Consider the following 19,569-nt stretch of genomic DNA (forward strand, 5'->3'; position numbering starts at 1 on the left):
CCCGAAGATCTAACTCGATGCATACCTATAATATCTATATCAAACCCACATTCCTCAAATATTTCCCTTGGTAGCTTACCTTTTTCGTTTTCTGCGATAAAGATATGTTTAAACTCCTCGTTATAAGTAATTCCTTTTGAAATTACCAATTTAACGTACTTATTAGCTGATAGTAGTTTTATCTCTTTCTCTGTAAAAATCTTATTACTCATAACCATTCCCCAGTCCCATGTTGTATTTCTCTAGTTGTGTTTCTTAATTATACAAAAAAGTACCCTATAGGTAGACTTTTTTTAAGTGTCTACTCTATAGGGTACATTTTATTTAATGAAGGGCTTTTTATTTAGGGTGATGGAGCATAGGGGGATCGAACCCCTGACCTCTACGCTGCCAGCGTAGCGCTCTCCCAGCTGAGCTAATGCCCCGGAAAAAAATATCTTCTGAACTTTGATAAGAACATATTTTCATTTTAATTTCATAGAGGGAATTGGTCAAGGATAACTTAACGTGTAGATCATTCCAACATTCATACTCTACTATTCATTAACGATATAATTCTCGATCTATAGATGGTAAAATATAACCACGTACATAGAAAATGGAGTTGTATTATGAAAAAAACTTATATGACACAAAAAGCTTTGTCTAACAGAGTAGGTTGGTCTGAAGCAAATGGTCGAAGATGGATTAAGATATTCAAAGAATTTATTCCTGTTAAGAATGAGGGAAGTACGAAATTATTTACTGAAGAGTCGTATGAAATTCTCTCCATAATTAAAGAGATGAGTGAAAGTGGTTATACAAGTAATGAAATACTAGAAATTATTAAAAAGAATGGTGTGCCTAAAAATTCACAAATCTTACAAAAGCTGATGAAAAATAACAATGTAGTTAGCATTGAAGATAAAATGCTTGCTAATTCATTACCAAATCAGAAAGAACTCGTCATTGGATTATTAAATTTCATTAAAGATAAAAAGCCATATACTACTACTATGATAAATGACGGAGTTGCACAACATTTCTCTTTAACAGATGAACAAAAAAGTTTAAATTACCCAGATAGTAAGGAATTTATTTTCTCACATAGAATGAGATTAGCGAGGTATTCCTTAAAGAAGGAAGAGTATATAGAAGAAGTGAGTAAATACACTTATCAAATTACTGATGATGGATTACAACTTCTATCTGATGATTTGGATGACGTTAAGGAAGAAATTGATGAACTAGAAAACGTTGTAGATCCCTTTGATATCATCCAAGATAAAGTAGAAGAAATTGAAAACGATTTAGTGACAGATTTAATTGATCATTTAAAACAAGCACACTGGAGAAGATTGGAGACTATAGTAGTAGAACTGCTAACCGCTATGGGATATGGAGACGGTCAAGTGACTGAGAAGACGAATGATGGTGGCTTAGATGGTGTGATTAAAGAGGATAAACTAGGTCTTGATAATATTTATGTTCAAGCAAAGAAATGGGAAAATACTGTTGGTCGACCAGATGTGATGAGCTTTTCTGGAGCATTGGATGGAAAGGGTGCAAGAAAAGGTATATTTATCACCACCTCCAACTTTACAAGAGGTGCTGTAGAATATGTTGAACGATTGGAAAGTAAAAAAATTATCCTTATAGATGGTAAACGACTTGCGAAATTAATGATTGAGAACAATATTGGCGTAAGTCTTAAGAAAAAATTTATCGTAAAAGAAGTTGATTTTTCATACTTTGAAGGTGAATGAACGGCTGTTGAAATTTTTAACTAGTAAAAGTAATCTACAGGTCACGATACGATGTCCCTAACATCACATTTATTTGCATTCAAAAAACCTCTACAGACTAATAAAAGTCCATAGAGGCCGAATATTCATCTCTAAGAATGTGAAATAAACTGTGAAAAAGAAAAACTAGTTCATTGGGTAATACATGGTGAGGAAAGTAATTTCATAAATTAGCGGAGAATGAACAAAGTTGAGGAAAGCTAACTTTGAATTAAATAGCAGCCGCTGCTACTGGATCTTTCAATAAGTTTGATGCTTGAACTTCAGAAATGCCTCTTATGATACCTAATTCACTTACTAGCATTTTCTTTGCGTTGTCTAGCATTTGTTTTTCACTTGAATTTAGGGCTTTGTCATTTTGTATTCTCATTAAATCACGAACAACTTCAGCGCTTTCCTGAAACTTACCTGTTTTCATTTTATCGGAGTTAATTTTATATCTTTGTTTCCAAGTTAGTGATGAATCAGATTCACCATTGTGGAAAATATCTAAAATGTTTTTTGTCGCTTGATCATCTGCAACAGACCGTATGTGTGAATTTTTGATTTTCTTTAAAGGGATAAGTACCTGCATGTTGTTCATTGGAATTTTGATAACGAAATATTGTTGAATTTCTCCTTGGATCTCTTTATCTTCAATTCCTTCAATGATTCCTGCTCCATGCATAGGGTACATAATATGATCACCAATTTTAAACAAATAATCCACCTCCGTGTAATGTATTATCATCATAACACGTTTGTGAAGTAATATCAAATTTTTAATAGTATCATTTATTATAAATGTGTGTCAATAGTTTTGTTTCTGTTTTTATAAAATATTTTCAATCGATTTATTTATGTAGTATAAACACGGTCAAAATGCAAAAAAAAATAGCGGTTTTCCTATTGAAAACCGCTATTTTTATAAATAAGCAAATAACATTCATTTTTACTAATTTGCATATTGAACACGTTCTATTGATCCATCTTGACGGTGGATGGTTAATTGCACGTTTTTGTTTTTAACAAGATCACGCGCCTTATCCAATGCTTTTTCTTTTGTTGAAAATACTTCAGTTGCGCGTGTTGCATTTTCCCTTTTGATTGCCCACTCATCATTATGAGGAACGATGTGGTATGGAAGTTCTTCATTAGAAGTGTTCATCTTTTCAGCTTGAGATATGGCAATTGAAATAGCACGTCCTTCTGCATAGTCATCATTTAGTAGTGCATTTGCAATTTCAATGGCTTTATTTCTTGTTTTAGAAGATAAATTTTTCATTGATGCTGGATAATCTGATTTTGTCCAACTCATGATAATCTCTCCTTTATTTTAAATTCACATCAACAGTAGGAGCACCTACTAAGTCAAATGTGGCTGAAGCAAATTCGATATTATTTGGACTGTTATCTATTTCTTCAAGTATTCTTGTGTATAGTAGATCCTTTGTTGTTCTGCGTGAACGATATTCTGCTACATATCGAAGGGTATATTCGACCCAATTATCATTAGCGGCAATTGTCACCATCGATTGTGTGCTAGCATCTTCAATAAGGAATTTTTTCAACATTTCTTCCCAATCCTGTCTAGCTTTGATAGCATAATCACCAGTAACTTCTTGACCTATGTTTGAGATGATCCTCTTTGCTTCTTGATAATCACTACCATATTTAATCGGTATTTTAATCTCATCCCATAAAAAGGGGAAATCATTTGAATAATTGTAAACAGGTTCTTTAAAAACAAAACTATTCGCTACTCTCACAATTCGTCCGTTATATAAATCACCATCAACCCATTCATTTACTTCCATGATCGTTGTTCTTAAAACACCTAGGTCGATAACATCACCTTTAATACCACCCATTTTCACTCTGTCACCTGTTTTGAAAATGTTGCCGACTAATATGGATATCCAGCCCGCAATACTGATTATAACCTCTTGAAGAGCGAATGCGATACCAGCACTGGCCACACCAAGTACAACAGTTATTCCACCGAGCTGATCACTATAAACAATTGCGATAAAGATTAAAGCGACAACATATCCTATGATATTAATTAGCTTTCTTGTTTTATATCGATTATCATAATCTTTCACATATTTACTCACACTTTTTTGTAGAACTCTGAAGATAATCACGATAATGGTTATTCCAACTAATGCAATCGCAATCTTTGTAAGTAACATATTTGATAGTAATGCTCTTATGCTTTCTTCCATAAAATACTCCTACTCTATCAACAATTATGATAGATGTGTTAGTTTATTATTTATTGAGACTCCATCTGGTTTGTAATGCAGTTTGATATTGGTTAAAACCTCTGTGGCCCCCATTTCAATTCCAACCTGTTGTGTTGTTTTAATCAATAACATAATGTCATCAAAATTACCTTCTACAACAGTTTCCATTGGTCCAACGTGGTATTTTAATCCTGATGCTTTAATGACGTCGACCATTTGAGGGATAACACCATCTGTATTCATATCCTTGCCATTTGGTAGAACTTGAAATCCTGCAGTTACAGTAGCCATCATCAATCTCCTTTCTACTCATTTATTTATCCTTTACCTTTAATAGGAACGTGATAAACATACATAATAGAAAGAATATAATGAATAAATAGCATTGATGGTTTAACATAATAGGTTTCCTCTAGCTATAAACAGTTCTCAGTTTTCTAACAGAATATTTCATTAGGTGAAATATATTCATTTATACTATAATTAAAAAAGTGATAATGAACTGAACATAAATGAAGAAGGTGAAAAAATGATAGAAATGTTAAAACATCTTAAACCATATCGAACAAAGCTTATTCTAGTTTTGGTTTTCTCGTTAGCGGCGATTTTATTTGAATTATATTTGCCAACATTAATGGCTGAAATTGTAGACATTGGTATTGTGAATCAAGATGTGCCTTTTATTTTAAGAACAGGTGCCTTGATGCTTTTTTGTTCATTTATGGCAATTGTATTAATGGTAGGAGTTAGTTATTTTGCTTCAAAAGTCTCATTAGGATTTGGAAGAGATATGAGAAGAAAAATTTTCGTGCATGTTGAGCATTTTTCACTACAAGAGTATGAAAAATTTGGCTCGGCATCACTTATAACAAGAACAACAAATGATGTAAAGGTTGTGCAAGATGTAATTAATATGATGCAGCGAATGATGACAAGAGCTCCTTTAATGCTAGTCGGAGGTGTTTTGCTTGCTGTATCAAGAGATCGGTATTTATCTCTCATCTTTCTAGCAGCTTTACCTATTTTGGCTATTGTCATTTTCGTTGTTGCTCGAAAAGCAATTCCGCTGTTTTCTTCATTACAGAAAAAGACAGATCGCTTAACACTCATTCTTAGAGAGGCTTTAACAGGGATACGTGTTGTAAGAGCTTTTAACCGAGTTGATTATGAAAAAAATCGTTTTAACATAGCAAATGAAGATTTTCGTGATACAGGTATTAAAGTTGGAAAGTTAATGGCATTTATGTTTCCAATCATGCTTATTATTATGAACTTTACAAATATCGCGATTGTGTGGTTTGGTGCAATTCGTATTGAACAAGGTGATATGCAGGTTGGTAATTTATTAGCATTTATTCAGTATGCAGCGATGATTTTAATGTCCTTGATCATGCTTTCGATGGCGTTTATTATGATTCCTCGGGCTCAAGTTTCAGCAAAACGATTAAATGAGGTTTTATTGACGAAACCTTTGATAAAAGATCCTATAAACGAAGAAATCTTAGAGGGTGAGACGGGTATCATTGAGTTTAACTCAGTGACATTTCGTTATGAAGGAGCGGAAAAACCAGTTCTTGAGGATATTTCTTTTGTGGCAAAGCCTGGAGAAACAACAGCTATTATTGGGAGTACAGGTGCCGGTAAATCTACACTTCTTCAATTAATTCCTCGTTTTTATGATGTGGAAAGTGGAACAATCACGATCGATGGAGTGAATATCCAAAATATGCTGCAAAGCACGCTAAGAGGAAAAATTGGTTATGTCCCACAAAAGGCGACATTATTTAGTGGAACGATAGCAGAAAATATGCGCTATGGAAATGCTTCAGCAGAGGATGTAGAGATACGCGAAGCACTAAAAACCGCTCAAGCGATCGAGTTTGTTGAAAAAAGAGAAAAAGGGATAAATAGCAAACTTGAGCAAGCTGGTGTAAATCTATCTGGAGGTCAAAAACAACGGTTATCCATTGCACGTTCACTCGTAAGAAAGCCAAAGATTTATCTTTTTGATGATAGCTTTTCTGCACTAGATTATCAAACAGATCGTAAATTACGTGATGCACTAAAACAAGAAACAGCTAATGCAACGATTTTAGTTGTTGCACAAAGAGTGAATACGGTGAAAGAAGCAGAAAAGATTATTGTGTTAAATGAAGGTAAAATTGCGGGAATAGGAACACATGCAGAGCTATTAAAGGATAATATCATCTATCAGGAAATTGTTGCTTCTCAGCAAAATGGGGAGGTGGGCGCATGAGTGAAAAAAAACCAGCAGGCCCAGGTATGAGACATGGTCAAGGTATGACGGTTGAAAAGCCAAAGGATTTTAACAAAGCTTTTAAAAGACTTTTAAGTTATTTAAAACCATGGAAAAACAGGATGATCCTAGTTGCATTAGCTGCAATTTTATCAACATTATTTAATGTCATTAGTCCAAAGCTATTAGGAGATGCAACTTCATCTATTTTTGAAAGCTTTACATCTGGTCGCTCAATTGATTTTGATTTTATCTCAAGAATTCTTCTACTATTAATTGGTTTATATATTCTTTCATCTTTGTTTTCTTATATACAACAATATATCATGGCGGGAATTGCTCAACGAACAGTTGCACAGCTTCGTAAAGAAGTAAATGAAAAGCTATCACGATTACCACTTCGTTATTTTGATCAACATTCACATGGTGACTTATTGAGTAGAGCAGTTAATGATATTGATAATATTAATACATCATTACAGCAAGCTTTAACTCAAATCATAAATTCTGTGATCTCGATTATCGGAATTATCATTATGATGCTGGTTATTAGTCCTCTTTTAACATTGGTTGTATTAGTGACCATTCCGCTTAGCTTAATGGTGGCGAGATTTATTACAAAGTTCTCGCAAAAGCATTTCGTCAAACAACAAGAAGAGCTTGGAACAATTAATGGTCATATAGAAGAAATGTTTACTGGTCATCAAGTTGTAAAGGCTTTTGGACATGAAAAGAAATCAATTTCAGAGTTCGACGAAATTAATGATCGTTTGTATCAGTCAAGCTGGAGAGCGCAGTTTATATCAGGGTTAATGATGCCATTGATGGGATTTGTAGGAAATCTAGGGTTTATTATTGTCTCCATATCAGGTGGCTTACTAGTTTTAAATGGTAGTATTCGTGTTGGGGATGTTCAAGCGTTTATTCAATACACACAACAAATTTCACAGCCATTAGCACAAGCGGCTGGTATCGCAAATATGATTCAAGTAGCGATTGCTTCTGCTGAACGTGTGTTCACATTATTGGATGAAGAAGAAGAAATTCAAGAAAATGATTCGTCTATTAAGACTGCTTCTCATAGAGGTCATGTTTCCTTTGAACACGTTAAATTTGGCTATGAACCAAATAAGCCAATCATCAATGATGTTAGTCTTGAAGTGAAGGAAGGTCAAACGGTGGCGATTGTTGGGCCTACAGGAGCAGGGAAAACAACGATTGTTAATTTGTTGATGAGATTTTATGAGTTGAATCAAGGTAGTATAAAAATTGATGGGGTTAGCTTAACAGATATGAGTAAGAAACAAGTTCGCAGTCTTTATGCTATGGTTTTACAAGACACATGGCTTTTTAATGGAACAATACGAGAAAATATCGCTTACGGAAATGAGGAAGCATCAGATACAGATATTGAAAATGCAGCAAAAAATGCTTATGCTGATGACTTTATTCGTACTCTTCCAGATGGATATGAAACAGTACTTGGTGAAGATGCGACAAATCTTTCTCAAGGACAACGTCAGCTTCTTACAATTGCCCGAGCGATCATAGCAAAACCGAAAATTCTCCTTCTTGATGAAGCAACAAGTAGTGTTGATACAAGAACAGAGATGAAAATTCAAAAAGCAATGACAGAGCTTTTAGAAGGAAGAACGAGCTTTGTTATTGCCCATCGTTTATCAACAATTCGTGATGCAGATCTTATTCTTGTGATGAAGGATGGCGACATAATCGAAAAAGGTTCACATGAAGATTTGTTGAGCCAAAACGGATTTTACGCTGATTTATATAAAAGTCAATTTTCTCAAAGTGAGTCCGCTTCATAAGAAAAGAGGCTGGGACATAATTAAAGAAATCATCCAAAAAGACGAATATATCTAAATCCAGTTAGGCTAAAAAACAAGTTCGTTCCATTGCGCTGCAGACACTCGCTTTCCACGGGGATGAAGCTGAGCCTCCTCGGCAAGCCTGCGGGGTCTCAGCCTTTCCTCAATTCCCGTAGGAGTCGAGTGTCTTCCACTACATTCCACTAAGTTCTTAAAAATAGTATTCAAAATCAAAAAAACTATAGAAGATGGCAAATAAAAACCCGAACTATTAGGCGAATGATTAATTCATATATCACCTAATAATTCGGGTTTATCATTAGCTTTAATACTTATGTCCCAACCTCTTTTTGCTATTTAAGTGTATCTATAATTTTTTCAGCAGTCTCTTTCCCATTTTTTATACAAGCACCAATTCCAACTCCAAAATAAGAAGCGCCAGTTAAGAAAGTGTTAGGGTATAGCTTGTTTAATTCCTCATTCAAAGCTGTGACTGCTTTATTGTGTTCAAGATGATAATTTGGCATTAAGTCACGCCAATTTGTTACCTTTACCGATGTTGGTGTAACGTTTAATTTTAAGCTTTTTTCGATATCTTGTAGTGCTACTTTGACAAGATCTTCTTCAGACAAATCCTTTATCTTCTCATAAGAAGGATTTGATGCTTTATAGAAAAGCCGAACCAATAGATTTTGTTTTTCTGATGTATGAGCCCATTTTTTACTTGTCCAAGTACAAGCATCACAATGTAAATCACTGTTTTCTGTGACGATAAAACCTGTTCCATTAGCCGGAAGCTCTTTGTCAGGTAGTTGGAAGCCAAGGTAAATACTAATAAGTGATGAGTTTTTTAATTTATTAAATTCAGTATCTAACTTCTCGTTATTTAGTAGTTTTTGTGTAACATCATGTGGTGTTGATAACACAACATAATCAGCAGAAATGGACGAATGATTTTCAAAACTAATTCCGTAACAGTCATTTTCTTTGCTGATTTCTAGAGTTTTTACACCTTTTAATATCGTTGCCGATGTTAATTGGTTTTCTAGAGTGTCAATAATACAAGAAAGACCATTTTTAAAAGAAAGAAATTTTTTATTGTTTGCTGATTGGAACTTTTCTTTGTTTTTTGACATGCCGCGAATGATGCTGCCATATTCATTTTTATAATCTACTAAATAAGGAAGTGTTGATGAAAGTGTTAATTTGTTAAGATTGCCAGAATATACTCCAGAAAGCACAGGAGAAATTTGTTTTTCAACAAGTTCTTTACCTAAAAAGCTTTCTAGAAATTCACCAACTGAACTATCCTTTGTATACTGTTGGTTTTTTGTAATAAAGTCTCTTAAAGCAGTGATCTTGCCTTTTGGTGAGATTAACGTACTACTAAATAAAGATTTTATGCTAAATGGAATTCCAAAAACAGAATCAGCAGGAATTGGTTTTAATTTGTTATCTGAGTAAATATAAGAGATGCCAGTTTCATTGTAAACAACTTCATTTTCTAATTGTAAATCTTCTATTAAAGGAAGGACAGCTTCATTTCTAGCAACAATGGAGTCAGCACCTGTTTCCATGATAAATTCATCAGCTTTATGGGTATTAATTTTTCCGCCTAGTTGCTCACTTTGTTCAACAAGAATCAAACGAAGATCAAGCTTTTCCTTTTGTGCATACTTCTGCAAATAATGCATAGTTGTTAGGCCGGTAATTCCTCCTCCTATAACTACAGCCGTTTTCATGGTAGTCACTCCTCAAGTTATAATAAATCCAATTTATTGTCTAATTTGTATAGTGTTTATTATATATGTTATTTGTGAGGATCACATAATTCTTCCGAGATATTTCATAAATACGCAACAGTTTGTTAACAATTTATTCATATCTTTGGATAACCTAAGGAATGTCTACAAAGGTAGATCGTTTTACATAGACACGACGAAAACTAGAATGGAGGAAGTAGAGTGAAAAAGAAGTTACTTTCATATTTATTGGCAGGTGTGTTTTCATTAAGTTTTGTTGGTGTTCAATCTGTTTCTGCAGTAGGAGAAGTTAAACAAGAGATGAAACATGAAAAGAGTGAGGAAAAGCACCATCATGGAAAAAATCACAAAATGAAGCTTGAATTTCTTCAAAAAAGAGCAGAAGAGTTAGGGATAGAAACAGAAGGAAAAGATAAGAAGCAGCTAGCGAGAGAAATTCATGAAGTGATCGTGATTGAAAAAGCGCAGAAGCTAAAAATTGAAACAAAAGGAAAAGACTTGGATGAATTGGCTAAGGAAGTATATGAAACACTACTTCTGAAAAAAGCGAAGGAATTAAAGATTAATACAGAAGGAAAGAGCATAGAAGTACTAGCGCAAGAAGTGTTCGAAAAAAGTGTGATGAACGAAGCAAAAGAATTAGCCATAGAAACAGATGGAAAGAGTCTTAAAGAGGTTGCAATAGAAGTTAGAGATAAAAAAATACGTCAAACGGCAGAAAAACTCAATATAGATGTTGAAAATCTGTCAACAAAAGAGATCATGCATGAATTAATTGAAAATCATGCGGAAGAGGCAAAAAAACAAAATCTATTTCCATTTGAAGCTGATAGAGAATTTCTTCATTTTGGTAGGTTTCATGAAGGAAAACACCATCATAAGTAATAAATGAAGAGAGGCTGTTAAATCAGCCTCTCAGTTTGGTATTAACACTTGTTTTCATCGTTACTCACTTTACTTTGCTGAGTTTCTCATTATAAGCTCTTCACAAGGCTTTGTGCCTCGAAAGTCAATCGTTTTTAACCAGTTTGCAAAATCTATAATGTTAGAATTTATCCTACCTACTATTCGATTTTACCAGCTTTTATTTTGCGTATTCGTTGAGTCATAAAAACTCCACCGCCAACTCCTACCAAGCACATTCCTGCTACTAAAATGCTGTACATCGATGTTGCTGTGTTTGGCAAGGCATGTCCGCTTTTAACAACGGTTGGTTTTGGTTTTTCTATCTTTACTGGATCTGTTACTTTAGGTTGAGCAGGTTTTACCTTCTCGTCATTTTTTGGAGGTGTTACCTCATCTTTTGGCTCCACGATAGGTTCTTTAATCGGAGGATTTTCTTCCTTAGGTTCCTCTTCAACAGGTTCTTCAACCTTAGGTACAATGTTTGTTACTTCAATTGAAATAACACTTTCAGATAGAGCTGTTTTTGCATAAATTGAGTACTTCCCATTTTCAGTTACTTCAAAAGTGTTTTGGGAAATCAGATTTCCTGATTCTTTGAAGTCCTCCACACTTTTTTCACCAGGTAGCCACTTTAATTCATGTAGATGTTGGATTTCTTCAATTTTGATTATCACTGGATCTGAAGTTTCTCCTTCAGAAGGGTATGATGCAACAATGTTTCCTGGTGGCATTAATTCTACTAACTTAGCTGTTGCAAGATCTGCTAAAGCTTGTTGTCCAAGTTTAGTAGGATGAATATCTCCAGGAATAATATACTCAATGTGCTTGCCATCGTATGCTGAGTAAGAATCTAAGTAATGTGACTTAGTATCATTTGCATTTGATATCGGACCATATACATTTTGATTTACTAATCCTGTTATTTGATTTCCTAATACATGAATCTGTGAAAAAAGAGACATAGGGTCGCTGTCAGGTCCAAATGGATTATATAAGGAATATAACAAAATTGGTGCATCTGTTTCTTGTTTAATGATGTTAATGATCATAGCAAGATTTTTGGAGATTTCTGTTGAAGCCGCTAACACATTATTTTGAATTTCAGCAACTACAGCAGGATCTGATAAAGATTTGCCAGAAGAAATGAGACCTTGTAAATTTGTTGCCTTTAATAAGTCGTTTGCTCCTATGTTCAGTGTCACAACATCAGCTTGTTTTAGTTTTTCTAATGAATTCTCTTGTTGAACCGCACTTAATAAATTTGCAGAAGTCCACCCAGGATAACTAACATTTAATACCTCATTATTTCCAGAGCCGATTAAAAATGGAAACGCAGACGTAGACTGAACATTAGGACTCTGAGGGTTGTCGATATTCCAGCCCATTGTAATCGAATCACCTAACGAAACAATGGTTAATTTTTCTTCGGATTCTTCAGCAGAAGAGGTAGGTATTAAGACACTACCTAGTAAGAATACTAGAATGAAAACTGGTAATAGTTTTTTTAGCATATTCAATTGGTTTTCTCTCCTTTTAAACGCTTTCATTTGTGATGCTTTGCTTAATCTCAAGAATTTGTGCTAGATGGCGTTTTTCGTGATATCCGACAAATTCTATCCATTGTTTAAGAGATAATTCTTTTAAAAATGGATGTTTAAAACGAGTCTTTGTTAAGTCTTTTTCAGAAGGAATGGTGTCAATTAGCTGAAATAATTGTTTTCTAGATTCGGAAAGTGAAGATAGAATTTCTTGTTTTTTTACAAACTCTTTTGTTGGTGAAATTGATTCTGGTGCTATTCTTCTTTGTGATCTGTCAAGAGTTAAAGCTAGCGGTTTATCTGGAAGTGGTTCTTGCTCAGGTAGTGTTAACATGTATTTTATTGCTCGTCTAATTTCAACTTCTGTTTTTAAGAGATGATCAAGAACTTGACCAATACTCCATGAATTCTCCGATTCTTTTTCGTTAAATAAGGTATCAGGAATATCTTCAACAGTATGAACGATCTCATTACGCGTTGCTTCAAGCTGTAAAATCATTTTGTTTCCTCCTTCTTGTTTTTTGATGCTGAGATTGTCAATTTGTTCTATCTAGCCACTATTATACTATAAAGAAAATCCAATTCTTGTCATATTTAATCTACAAATTTCGCAGTCTGAAATCTATTGATGTGATAAACTATGTAAGGTTTGATTTTTCGAAAACATGGAGGATTGGGGTTATGGATAGATCAAGGTTTTATCCTTTTTTAGCACTAGTAGTTGGTGTGATTGCTGTTTCAACATCTGCTATATTTGTTAAGCTTACAACTGCACCAGCACCGGTGATTGCTTTTTATCGTTTGTTTTTTTCTACTATACTAATAGCCCCATTCTTTTTTGTGAAAAATAGAAGAGAGTTAAAGTTAATGACGAAGAAAGATTGGTTATACTCGACAATTGCTGGAGTTTTTTTAGCTTTTCATTTTATTTTGTGGTTTGAATCACTCAATTTTACTTCTGTTGCTAGCTCTGTCGTATTAGTAACATTGCAGCCTTTGTTTGCCTTTGTAGGAACGTATTTATTTTTTAAGGAAAAGGTGTCAAAGGTAGCATTAGTAAGTGGATTACTTGCCATAAGTGGCAGTGTCATAATTAGCTGGGGTGATTTTCGAATAAGTGGTTTAGCGTTATTTGGTGACGTGTTGGCATTAGTAGCTTGTGCAATGATTACAGCATACTTATTGTTTGGTCAAGGAATTAGAAAGCGCCATTCATTGATTTCTTATACGTTTATTGTTTATGGAATAAGTTCTATTACTTTGTTGCTTTATTGTTTGGTGCTTCAATACCCATTATCTCCATATCCGGTATCTGATTGGTATTATTTCATCTTACTAGCTATTATCCCTACTTTATTAGGCCATTCATTATTTAATTGGTCTTTAAAATGGGTAAGTACAAATACAATCTCAATCATGATTTTATTTGAACCTGTAGGTGCGGTTATTCTTGCTTATTTTTTACTGAATGAAAAAGTGATATTCACACAGGTTATAGGCAGTATGATTAGTATGATCGGCATTTTGTTGTTTTTGTTTGAAAAACAATTAAAAAAGCGCTCTGTAAATGATTTGAAGCCTGCTAGTTAATATGGTAGCAGGCTTATTCAGCAATTGTTTGTCTAGCATCTTTCACATAAATTTTTTGTAAATCATCTATTGTATAACCTGTTGCTTGTTTAAATCCTTTTTCAAAATCATTTACCTTAGCCGTTTCTTCAATAATCTCCTTTATAATAGATTCCCCAAACTGATCAACAATAAAAGAAATGGCATAATGACTTTGAGTATAAACATCAAAATCATTTAATCTAAACTTCTCCCAATCATTATGTGTAATGAGTTGTTTAAAGTCAGCTTCTTCAAATGGATAGTATCTTTGATCCACATTATACATACCAACATACTCTGCAACCCCCTCATGAAACCACAATGGGAATCGATAAACATATATTCCTTGCGCTTTTATAAATGCTTGTAGTCGATAATGAGTATACTCGTGCATAATGGTGCTATTAAAATAAAATGATTGAGGCATTTGCTCTGAAAGTATGAGAGGTAAATCAGTTATTGCCACACCTATGATGTCATTTGGGTCATCAAAGTAGCCTATTGTTTGTTTTAACGAAGTTTTTTCATAAAGATCTTCAGTTGAAGAGTGGAGAATAAAATCGATTTGATTGTCTTTTACAGGGCCGAAAAGCTTTGTTGTTATATGATCTGCTTTATCTAAAACATGCTTAATGATCGGTACTAAATCTTTTTCGTGTGATTCGTAATAGATATTAACATTTTTATAAGTTGTCATAGTTTTGTCTTGTTTCATTACTTTGTAATCAGTACTCGATGTTTTCCCGTTCTGAAAGGCGAGAGAGTATAAGTCTATTTTTTCTTCTATTGTAAGATCATTACCAAACTCTGTAGCAATCATCAAATTAATTGAAAAAAAATAGATGGAGACGATAAAGGAAATAAAAATTAACAATGAAATGAACAAACCACCCGAAAAGCCTTTAAAAATGAAAAATCGAAACGCCCGACTTGACTTAACCAACCTGAAGATCAAGTAACAAAGAACACCAAATGTAATGACGATAAGAACAGATGAAATAAAAAGACTAACTTTTATTGTAAACAGTATATAAATACATAGCGATAGAAAGAAAATGAAAATCATTAAGAATAGTAATCGTATAAAATATGAACAAACCTTTTTTAAAGTGGTCAAGACATCCTCCTAAAGGTTCTTTTACATGATGTTTATGAACAAAATGAACAAAAAATAACAGGAGAAAAATTCTTGCGATGGTTAAACATAAAAAAGCACTATGCATTTGCATAGTGCTGCTTAGATTTGTTGATAAAAAATAGTGGATAAATGTGCAAATGTAAACCCTAATGGTATGCTCAAAATAAGTGACATACCATGTACAGGTCCCTCCTCATTACTAATTCTTATAGCTTCCTTATAGCCATAAGAAAAATGAAATATTGATAGGATGAGTGTTAATAACATAATTGCATAAGATATATTCATTGTTATTCCTCCGCTTTTATACAATCTAGTCTTTCTATTAGTTAATGCAGGTGAAACTTAAAATATGATAGTTTTATAGAAAAAGGTATTAAATTATAGAGAAAAAAATTATATATTACAATTCTATTTTTTCATAATTTAAAAGATTATAATTTTGAGTGAATATCTATTTATTACAATATTTGGAGGGGACTTTTTTTGAAGAAATTTGTTTCAGGGTTGATCGCTATTTTTGTTTTATTGATTGGAAGTATTCCTGCTTTTGCGATTGAAGAAAATGAAATTAATGATTATGTTAATAATCTTGGAATTACAAGAGAAGATTTAGAAAATTATCTATCATATGATGGTTACACATTAGATGAATTTGCTACATTAGAAGAACTAGTAGATTATGTGGGTGAACCAGTAAACACTGATTCCCTTCAGCAATTGTTAAAAGACTATAATATGACTGAAGATGAATTAATCGATCTATTAATTGAGTATGGTGAACTTGAAGAGGGAGAATCTATCGAAGATGTATTTATATATATATACGATGTAGAATCAATTATCCTTTTAAAATCAGAAGAAACAGATGAAGAAATGATCGAGCTTTTTGATGAACTCGGTTTAACGGAGGAAGAGCTTAATCGCCTGTTTGAACATTTGGATATATTATTTACAAATGATCCTACTTTTGAAGATAAATTACTTCTATTATCTGAGAGAATGATTGCTTTCGAAGAATTTGACAGTGTTGATGATTTATCAGCAGAACAAATATCTGAAATATTAAACGTCTTCAATGATCTACAAAATTTACTACAAGTTAACTTAAAGTACTATTTAGTGAAAGATGGGGTTAAAACTTCAATTGACCTGAATTCTTTAATGAAACTTCAAAATCCAGAGCAAGGCACTAGTTTGTTAATTGAAGTTTTTAATGCACAAGGAGACTTCTTATTAGATGTATTGTTTACAGCGGAAATGATTGGCTCAGAATTAATTGCTAATACAGGAAAAGACATCCAAGATGCCAAGGAAATTACGAAAGTTGTAAATAAAACTAAAGAAAAAGATAATCGTGTTAAAGAAACAGTTAAAGGAGCCAAACTCCCTAAAACTGCAGGTCATTATCCTGAATGGATATTGGGCGGAATCTTCTTAATGGGTTTAGCACTAGTGCTTAAAAAGAAAATAGGTTCTGTACAGTAAATGGAGCCAAGAAAATCTAGGGAAAGTAGTAAAAGAAAGATAAAGAAAAAGACAAAGATTATTACTTTCTTTATTATCTTATTATTTTCACTTGGCTTATATGTTTCATCCACAAATGTGTTTAAGTTAATCAAAGGTTACACAATGTATAAAGTAGACCAAACCTTAGAAGGTGATATATCAAGTATATCACCTAAAGATAAAGTGGACACACTTGCTGAAGCTCAACTGGAAAAGGGAGATTTAATTGGAACACTCATCATACCTAAACTAGAGGCTTCGTTGCCTATATATCATGGTACAGATGAGGATGAGTTAGAAAAAGGTGTAGGACACTACGCGGAATCAGTGTTACCTGGAGATGATGATAATTCAGTCCTCTCAGGACATAGAGATACGGTCTTTAGAGAACTTGGGGAAGTTGGTGTGGGAGATAGTCTTATAGTAGAAACTAAATCAGAGACTTTTACTTATAAAGTGCGGAAGGTCAGAATTGTTGATGAAAACGATAGAACAGTTATCGTACCAAAACCAGAAGCTACTTTAACAGTTTCCACTTGTTATCCCTTTGACTTTATTGGTTCAGCACCAGAACGATATGTTCTAGTGGCAAGTTTAGTAGATAAAGAAGAAACTTATTAAGAAAAAAGATCAGCCTTTTGTGCTGATCTTTTTTTTCTATATTAACCTTATTGGAAATTTAAGAGATAGTATTCAACTTATGAAATAGGTATTTTATAGAAGTCTAGTTGCGGTATCTATGTTCCTTATTTAATTTCTTTTTATCAGTCGAGGTGATGTTAACAATAAGATACTTACAACAATAGCTGATACGATCATAGTAGGGATCATGTAAGTAGAGTTGTAGATGATAGAATAGGTAACAACTGGTGTTCCTTCTGGAGTATAGGAAGCAAAAAAAGTTACACCTGCAATCACATGAATAATAAGTCTTAGGATACTTCCGAGTAAAACCCCTAGTGTTATATACACAATACTGACATTCTTCTGGTTTTGACCTAAATTATTTTGAATAGTTTTAAAGAATATTCCACTGAAGCCGACAACTGTAAAAGCTAAATAATAATCAAGAAATCCCTGAACAGGATGGATAATATAAGCGTTACTAAGCACTGCTTGTAAAAATCCTAATAATAAACCAGTTAAAAGTCCGCCTTTAACTCCCCAACGGTAAGCGATAATAAAAATAGGTATCATGCCTAAAGAAACAGAACCGCCTTGTGGTAGCTTTAGAAACAAACCAGATAACAAATCTAATAAGTAAGCTAATGCAGATAACATGGCTACCTCGATAAAAAATAATAATCGTTTATTTCCTTGCATTTCTAAATCCTCTTTTCTACATTAAACCCAAAGGAGAACGATAAAAGACCTATTTAAGTGATTTTTGCATACAAAAAAGTAGTGATGGATGTAAAAGATGGTTCCAACACTACTTTTTATGGCCATCCACATCCCTACAATAGTACTAACTAACAGGTTCTAAGGGTTAGAACGAAATGTTCAATCTCAGCCAACGGCTCCCCTTGTGGTTAAAATGTTTCGTATTTTTGATTTTCACTATACAGGATTAGGTAGCATTCAACAAGTGAATAATGATAAATTATTTAAGCTTCTTTACTGAAATTTTGCTTATTAACTAAATTATATAGAAGAAACAATTTTTGTTTTCATATTATGCCGAGCCTCTCGAAGTCTAAAGGTGATTAATTCTAGAAGGTAAAGATCATACACTATATCTAATAGCTTATGCCTTAGTTAATCATTATACAGTGATTTTTACTAAGAGAGAGTTTTATGAAAAAAGATATCACTAGCCTAAAATTGTTTCTTTTAGAAGATATAAAAATAACAAAGTGTACGAAAACACTTATTTAAAGTAGGTTATAGTAATTAAATATAGAAAGTACTCATATAATTCACACATATTGTCCTATGAGGTGAATGGTATGGGGATAAAGAAACTCTTTAATTTTAAAGGTGCGGTGCATCTACAAAAGGTAAAAGAATTACATTTAGAAAAACAGTATGGTGGAATTGTGCATCAACTAAACTTGGATGAATTTTGGCATTCATTATTAGGTGCGGAAAGAGCTTTTATTAGAAATCGTACAAGTTGGTCATTCGGAGGAAGGATCAAATCGGAAGACCTTGATGATCCAAAAAGTTTTGCGGAGACGAAAAGAAGTGTGTATGGCTTTTTGTTAGGTAATGCTAGTTGGGCGATGGAGGCAAAAGAGTATGATCTTGCAGAGAAGTTATTAATTGAAGTTGTAGAAAGAACGAACAATATCTTTATAATGCATCGTTCTTATAAGGAACTGGTTATTATGCACAATAAGTTGCGTAAGGAAAATGAATGTTCTCTATATAAATGTATTGAATATGCAAAGCTACAAATAGAATTAGCTCCTTTATTATTTCAAGAGGCGATGAAGAATGGAACAGAGCCACCACGAATCCCTGCTTTTAAAATATTGAGGGCTGTTTGTGAAGAAGAAGGCATAATAGAAGAATACGAGGATATACTGACAGTTGAACAACAATATAAGCTAGGAACTTTTGCATAGTGTTTTTAGGTAAGGTGACTAAATAGGTCATCTTTTTTTGTTGTTACATAGTGACGGAGAAAATAAGATGAATTTAAATCATAAAAAGTGCTTGCAATTAAATAATCATCATGATATATTATTAAACGTCGCTGAAACAAGACGACAAAACATATTAATAAACATTCAATTTTATTTTTAAAAAATGTTGACAAAGCATTTAGGTGGATGTTATATTAATAAAGTCGCTTCTAGACGAAACGGCAACAAATGATCTTTGAAAACTAAACAAAACCAAGCGTGCCAATGTTAATTTCGATTAACAAAACGTACTATATAATAGTACAAAAACGAAACAAACTATGAGCAAGTCAAACACTACTTTATTGGAGAGTTTGATCCTGGCTCAGGACGAACGCTGGCGGCGTGCCTAATACATGCAAGTCGAGCGAATTGATGG

General features: G+C 33.3%; 19 protein-coding genes, 1 tRNA gene, 1 rRNA gene and 1 riboswitch. Of the genes, 9 read left to right on the top strand and 12 right to left on the bottom strand.

Annotated elements, in window-relative coordinates:
• Positions 1-212: HTH domain-containing protein (locus LC076_RS23210; protein ID WP_319005584.1), on the bottom strand; the 212-nt coding region annotated here is incomplete at its 3' end.
• A gap of 140 nt (positions 213-352) precedes the next feature.
• Positions 353-425, bottom strand: a tRNA-Ala gene (locus LC076_RS23215).
• 186 nt (positions 426-611) lie between these two features.
• Here LC076_RS23215 and LC076_RS23220 point away from each other — a divergent pair.
• Positions 612-1,745 carry a restriction endonuclease gene (locus LC076_RS23220; RefSeq protein WP_226671498.1) on the top strand — a complete coding sequence of 378 codons (1,134 nt, stop codon included), beginning with the start codon at positions 612-614 and terminating at the stop codon, positions 1,743-1,745.
• Positions 1,746-1,995: 250 nt separating this feature from the next.
• Here LC076_RS23220 and LC076_RS23225 read toward each other — a convergent pair whose 3' ends face one another.
• From LC076_RS23225 to LC076_RS23240, 4 genes are all read right to left on the bottom strand, one after another.
• Positions 1,996-2,514: a CarD family transcriptional regulator gene (locus LC076_RS23225; protein WP_413466026.1), complete on the bottom strand. Its 519-nt coding sequence runs from the start codon at positions 2,512-2,514 to the stop codon at positions 1,996-1,998.
• Between the two features lie 204 nt (positions 2,515-2,718).
• Positions 2,719-3,081: a DUF2188 domain-containing protein gene (locus tag LC076_RS23230; protein ID WP_226671500.1), complete on the bottom strand. Its 363-nt coding sequence runs from the start codon at positions 3,079-3,081 to the stop codon at positions 2,719-2,721.
• Positions 3,082-3,094: 13 nt separating this feature from the next.
• The gene (locus LC076_RS23235; protein WP_226671501.1) at positions 3,095-3,991 is read right to left on the bottom strand and encodes a mechanosensitive ion channel family protein; all 897 of its coding nucleotides are present in this window, start codon (positions 3,989-3,991) and stop codon (positions 3,095-3,097) included.
• Between the two features lie 24 nt (positions 3,992-4,015).
• Positions 4,016-4,303: an MTH1187 family thiamine-binding protein gene (locus tag LC076_RS23240; RefSeq protein ID WP_204955310.1), complete on the bottom strand. Its 288-nt coding sequence runs from the start codon at positions 4,301-4,303 to the stop codon at positions 4,016-4,018.
• A gap of 238 nt (positions 4,304-4,541) precedes the next feature.
• On the opposite strand from LC076_RS23240, the gene LC076_RS23245 reads away from it, so the two are divergent.
• The gene (locus tag LC076_RS23245) at positions 4,542-6,269 is read left to right on the top strand and encodes an ABC transporter ATP-binding protein (protein ID WP_226671502.1); all 1,728 of its coding nucleotides are present in this window, start codon (positions 4,542-4,544) and stop codon (positions 6,267-6,269) included.
• Positions 6,266-8,095, top strand: a complete 1,830-nt coding sequence (locus tag LC076_RS23250) for an ABC transporter ATP-binding protein (RefSeq protein ID WP_226671503.1) — start codon at positions 6,266-6,268, stop codon at positions 8,093-8,095. Before LC076_RS23245 ends, LC076_RS23250 begins: the two co-directional genes overlap by 4 nt.
• A gap of 353 nt (positions 8,096-8,448) precedes the next feature.
• On the opposite strand, the gene LC076_RS23255 is transcribed toward LC076_RS23250, so the two are convergent.
• A complete protein-coding gene (locus LC076_RS23255; protein ID WP_226671504.1) occupies positions 8,449-9,837 on the bottom strand; it encodes a protoporphyrinogen oxidase in 1,389 nt (462 codons plus the stop codon).
• Positions 9,838-10,059: 222 nt separating this feature from the next.
• Between LC076_RS23255 and LC076_RS23260 the strand changes: the two genes are divergently transcribed.
• A complete protein-coding gene (locus LC076_RS23260) occupies positions 10,060-10,743 on the top strand; it encodes a hypothetical protein (RefSeq protein ID WP_226671505.1) in 684 nt (227 codons plus the stop codon).
• A gap of 179 nt (positions 10,744-10,922) precedes the next feature.
• On the opposite strand, the gene LC076_RS23265 is transcribed toward LC076_RS23260, so the two are convergent.
• Both LC076_RS23265 and LC076_RS23270 read right to left on the bottom strand, forming a co-directional pair.
• Positions 10,923-12,275, bottom strand: a complete 1,353-nt coding sequence (locus tag LC076_RS23265) for an SGNH/GDSL hydrolase family protein (RefSeq protein WP_226671514.1) — start codon at positions 12,273-12,275, stop codon at positions 10,923-10,925.
• 22 nt (positions 12,276-12,297) lie between these two features.
• Positions 12,298-12,801: a DinB family protein gene (locus LC076_RS23270; protein WP_226671506.1), complete on the bottom strand. Its 504-nt coding sequence runs from the start codon at positions 12,799-12,801 to the stop codon at positions 12,298-12,300.
• A 182-nt stretch (positions 12,802-12,983) separates the two neighbouring features.
• Between LC076_RS23270 and LC076_RS23275 the strand changes: the two genes are divergently transcribed.
• Positions 12,984-13,892, top strand: a complete 909-nt coding sequence (locus tag LC076_RS23275; RefSeq protein WP_226671507.1) for a DMT family transporter — start codon at positions 12,984-12,986, stop codon at positions 13,890-13,892.
• Positions 13,893-13,905: 13 nt separating this feature from the next.
• Here LC076_RS23275 and LC076_RS23280 read toward each other — a convergent pair whose 3' ends face one another.
• Entirely contained in the window at positions 13,906-15,030 is a 1,125-nt protein-coding gene (locus tag LC076_RS23280) for a hypothetical protein (protein WP_226671508.1), read from the bottom strand.
• A 120-nt stretch (positions 15,031-15,150) separates the two neighbouring features.
• Complete coding sequence (locus LC076_RS23285; RefSeq protein WP_226671509.1) at positions 15,151-15,339, bottom strand: hypothetical protein; 189 nt, start codon at positions 15,337-15,339, stop codon at positions 15,151-15,153.
• 198 nt (positions 15,340-15,537) lie between these two features.
• Between LC076_RS23285 and LC076_RS23290 the strand changes: the two genes are divergently transcribed.
• Positions 15,538-16,539 (top strand): processed acidic surface protein, encoded by a 1,002-nt coding sequence (locus LC076_RS23290; protein ID WP_226671510.1) that lies wholly within the window; start codon positions 15,538-15,540, stop codon positions 16,537-16,539.
• Positions 16,540-17,181: a class D sortase gene (locus LC076_RS23295; RefSeq protein ID WP_226671511.1), complete on the top strand. Its 642-nt coding sequence runs from the start codon at positions 16,540-16,542 to the stop codon at positions 17,179-17,181. It begins immediately after the preceding gene.
• 129 nt (positions 17,182-17,310) lie between these two features.
• On the opposite strand, the gene thiT is transcribed toward LC076_RS23295, so the two are convergent.
• Positions 17,311-17,883, bottom strand: coding sequence for an energy-coupled thiamine transporter ThiT (gene thiT, locus LC076_RS23300; RefSeq protein WP_226671512.1), 573 nt, complete (start codon positions 17,881-17,883; stop codon positions 17,311-17,313).
• 114 nt (positions 17,884-17,997) lie between these two features.
• Positions 17,998-18,097, bottom strand: a riboswitch (TPP riboswitch).
• A gap of 412 nt (positions 18,098-18,509) precedes the next feature.
• Here thiT and LC076_RS23305 point away from each other — a divergent pair.
• Both LC076_RS23305 and LC076_RS23310 read left to right on the top strand, forming a co-directional pair.
• Positions 18,510-19,130, top strand: coding sequence for a hypothetical protein (locus LC076_RS23305; protein ID WP_226671513.1), 621 nt, complete (start codon positions 18,510-18,512; stop codon positions 19,128-19,130).
• A gap of 362 nt (positions 19,131-19,492) precedes the next feature.
• A 16S ribosomal RNA gene (locus tag LC076_RS23310) occupies positions 19,493-19,569 on the top strand; the annotation flags it as partial.

It is taken from the genome of Metabacillus litoralis (assembly GCF_020524045.1).
GTDB lineage: Bacteria > Bacillota > Bacilli > Bacillales > Bacillaceae > Metabacillus > Metabacillus litoralis_C.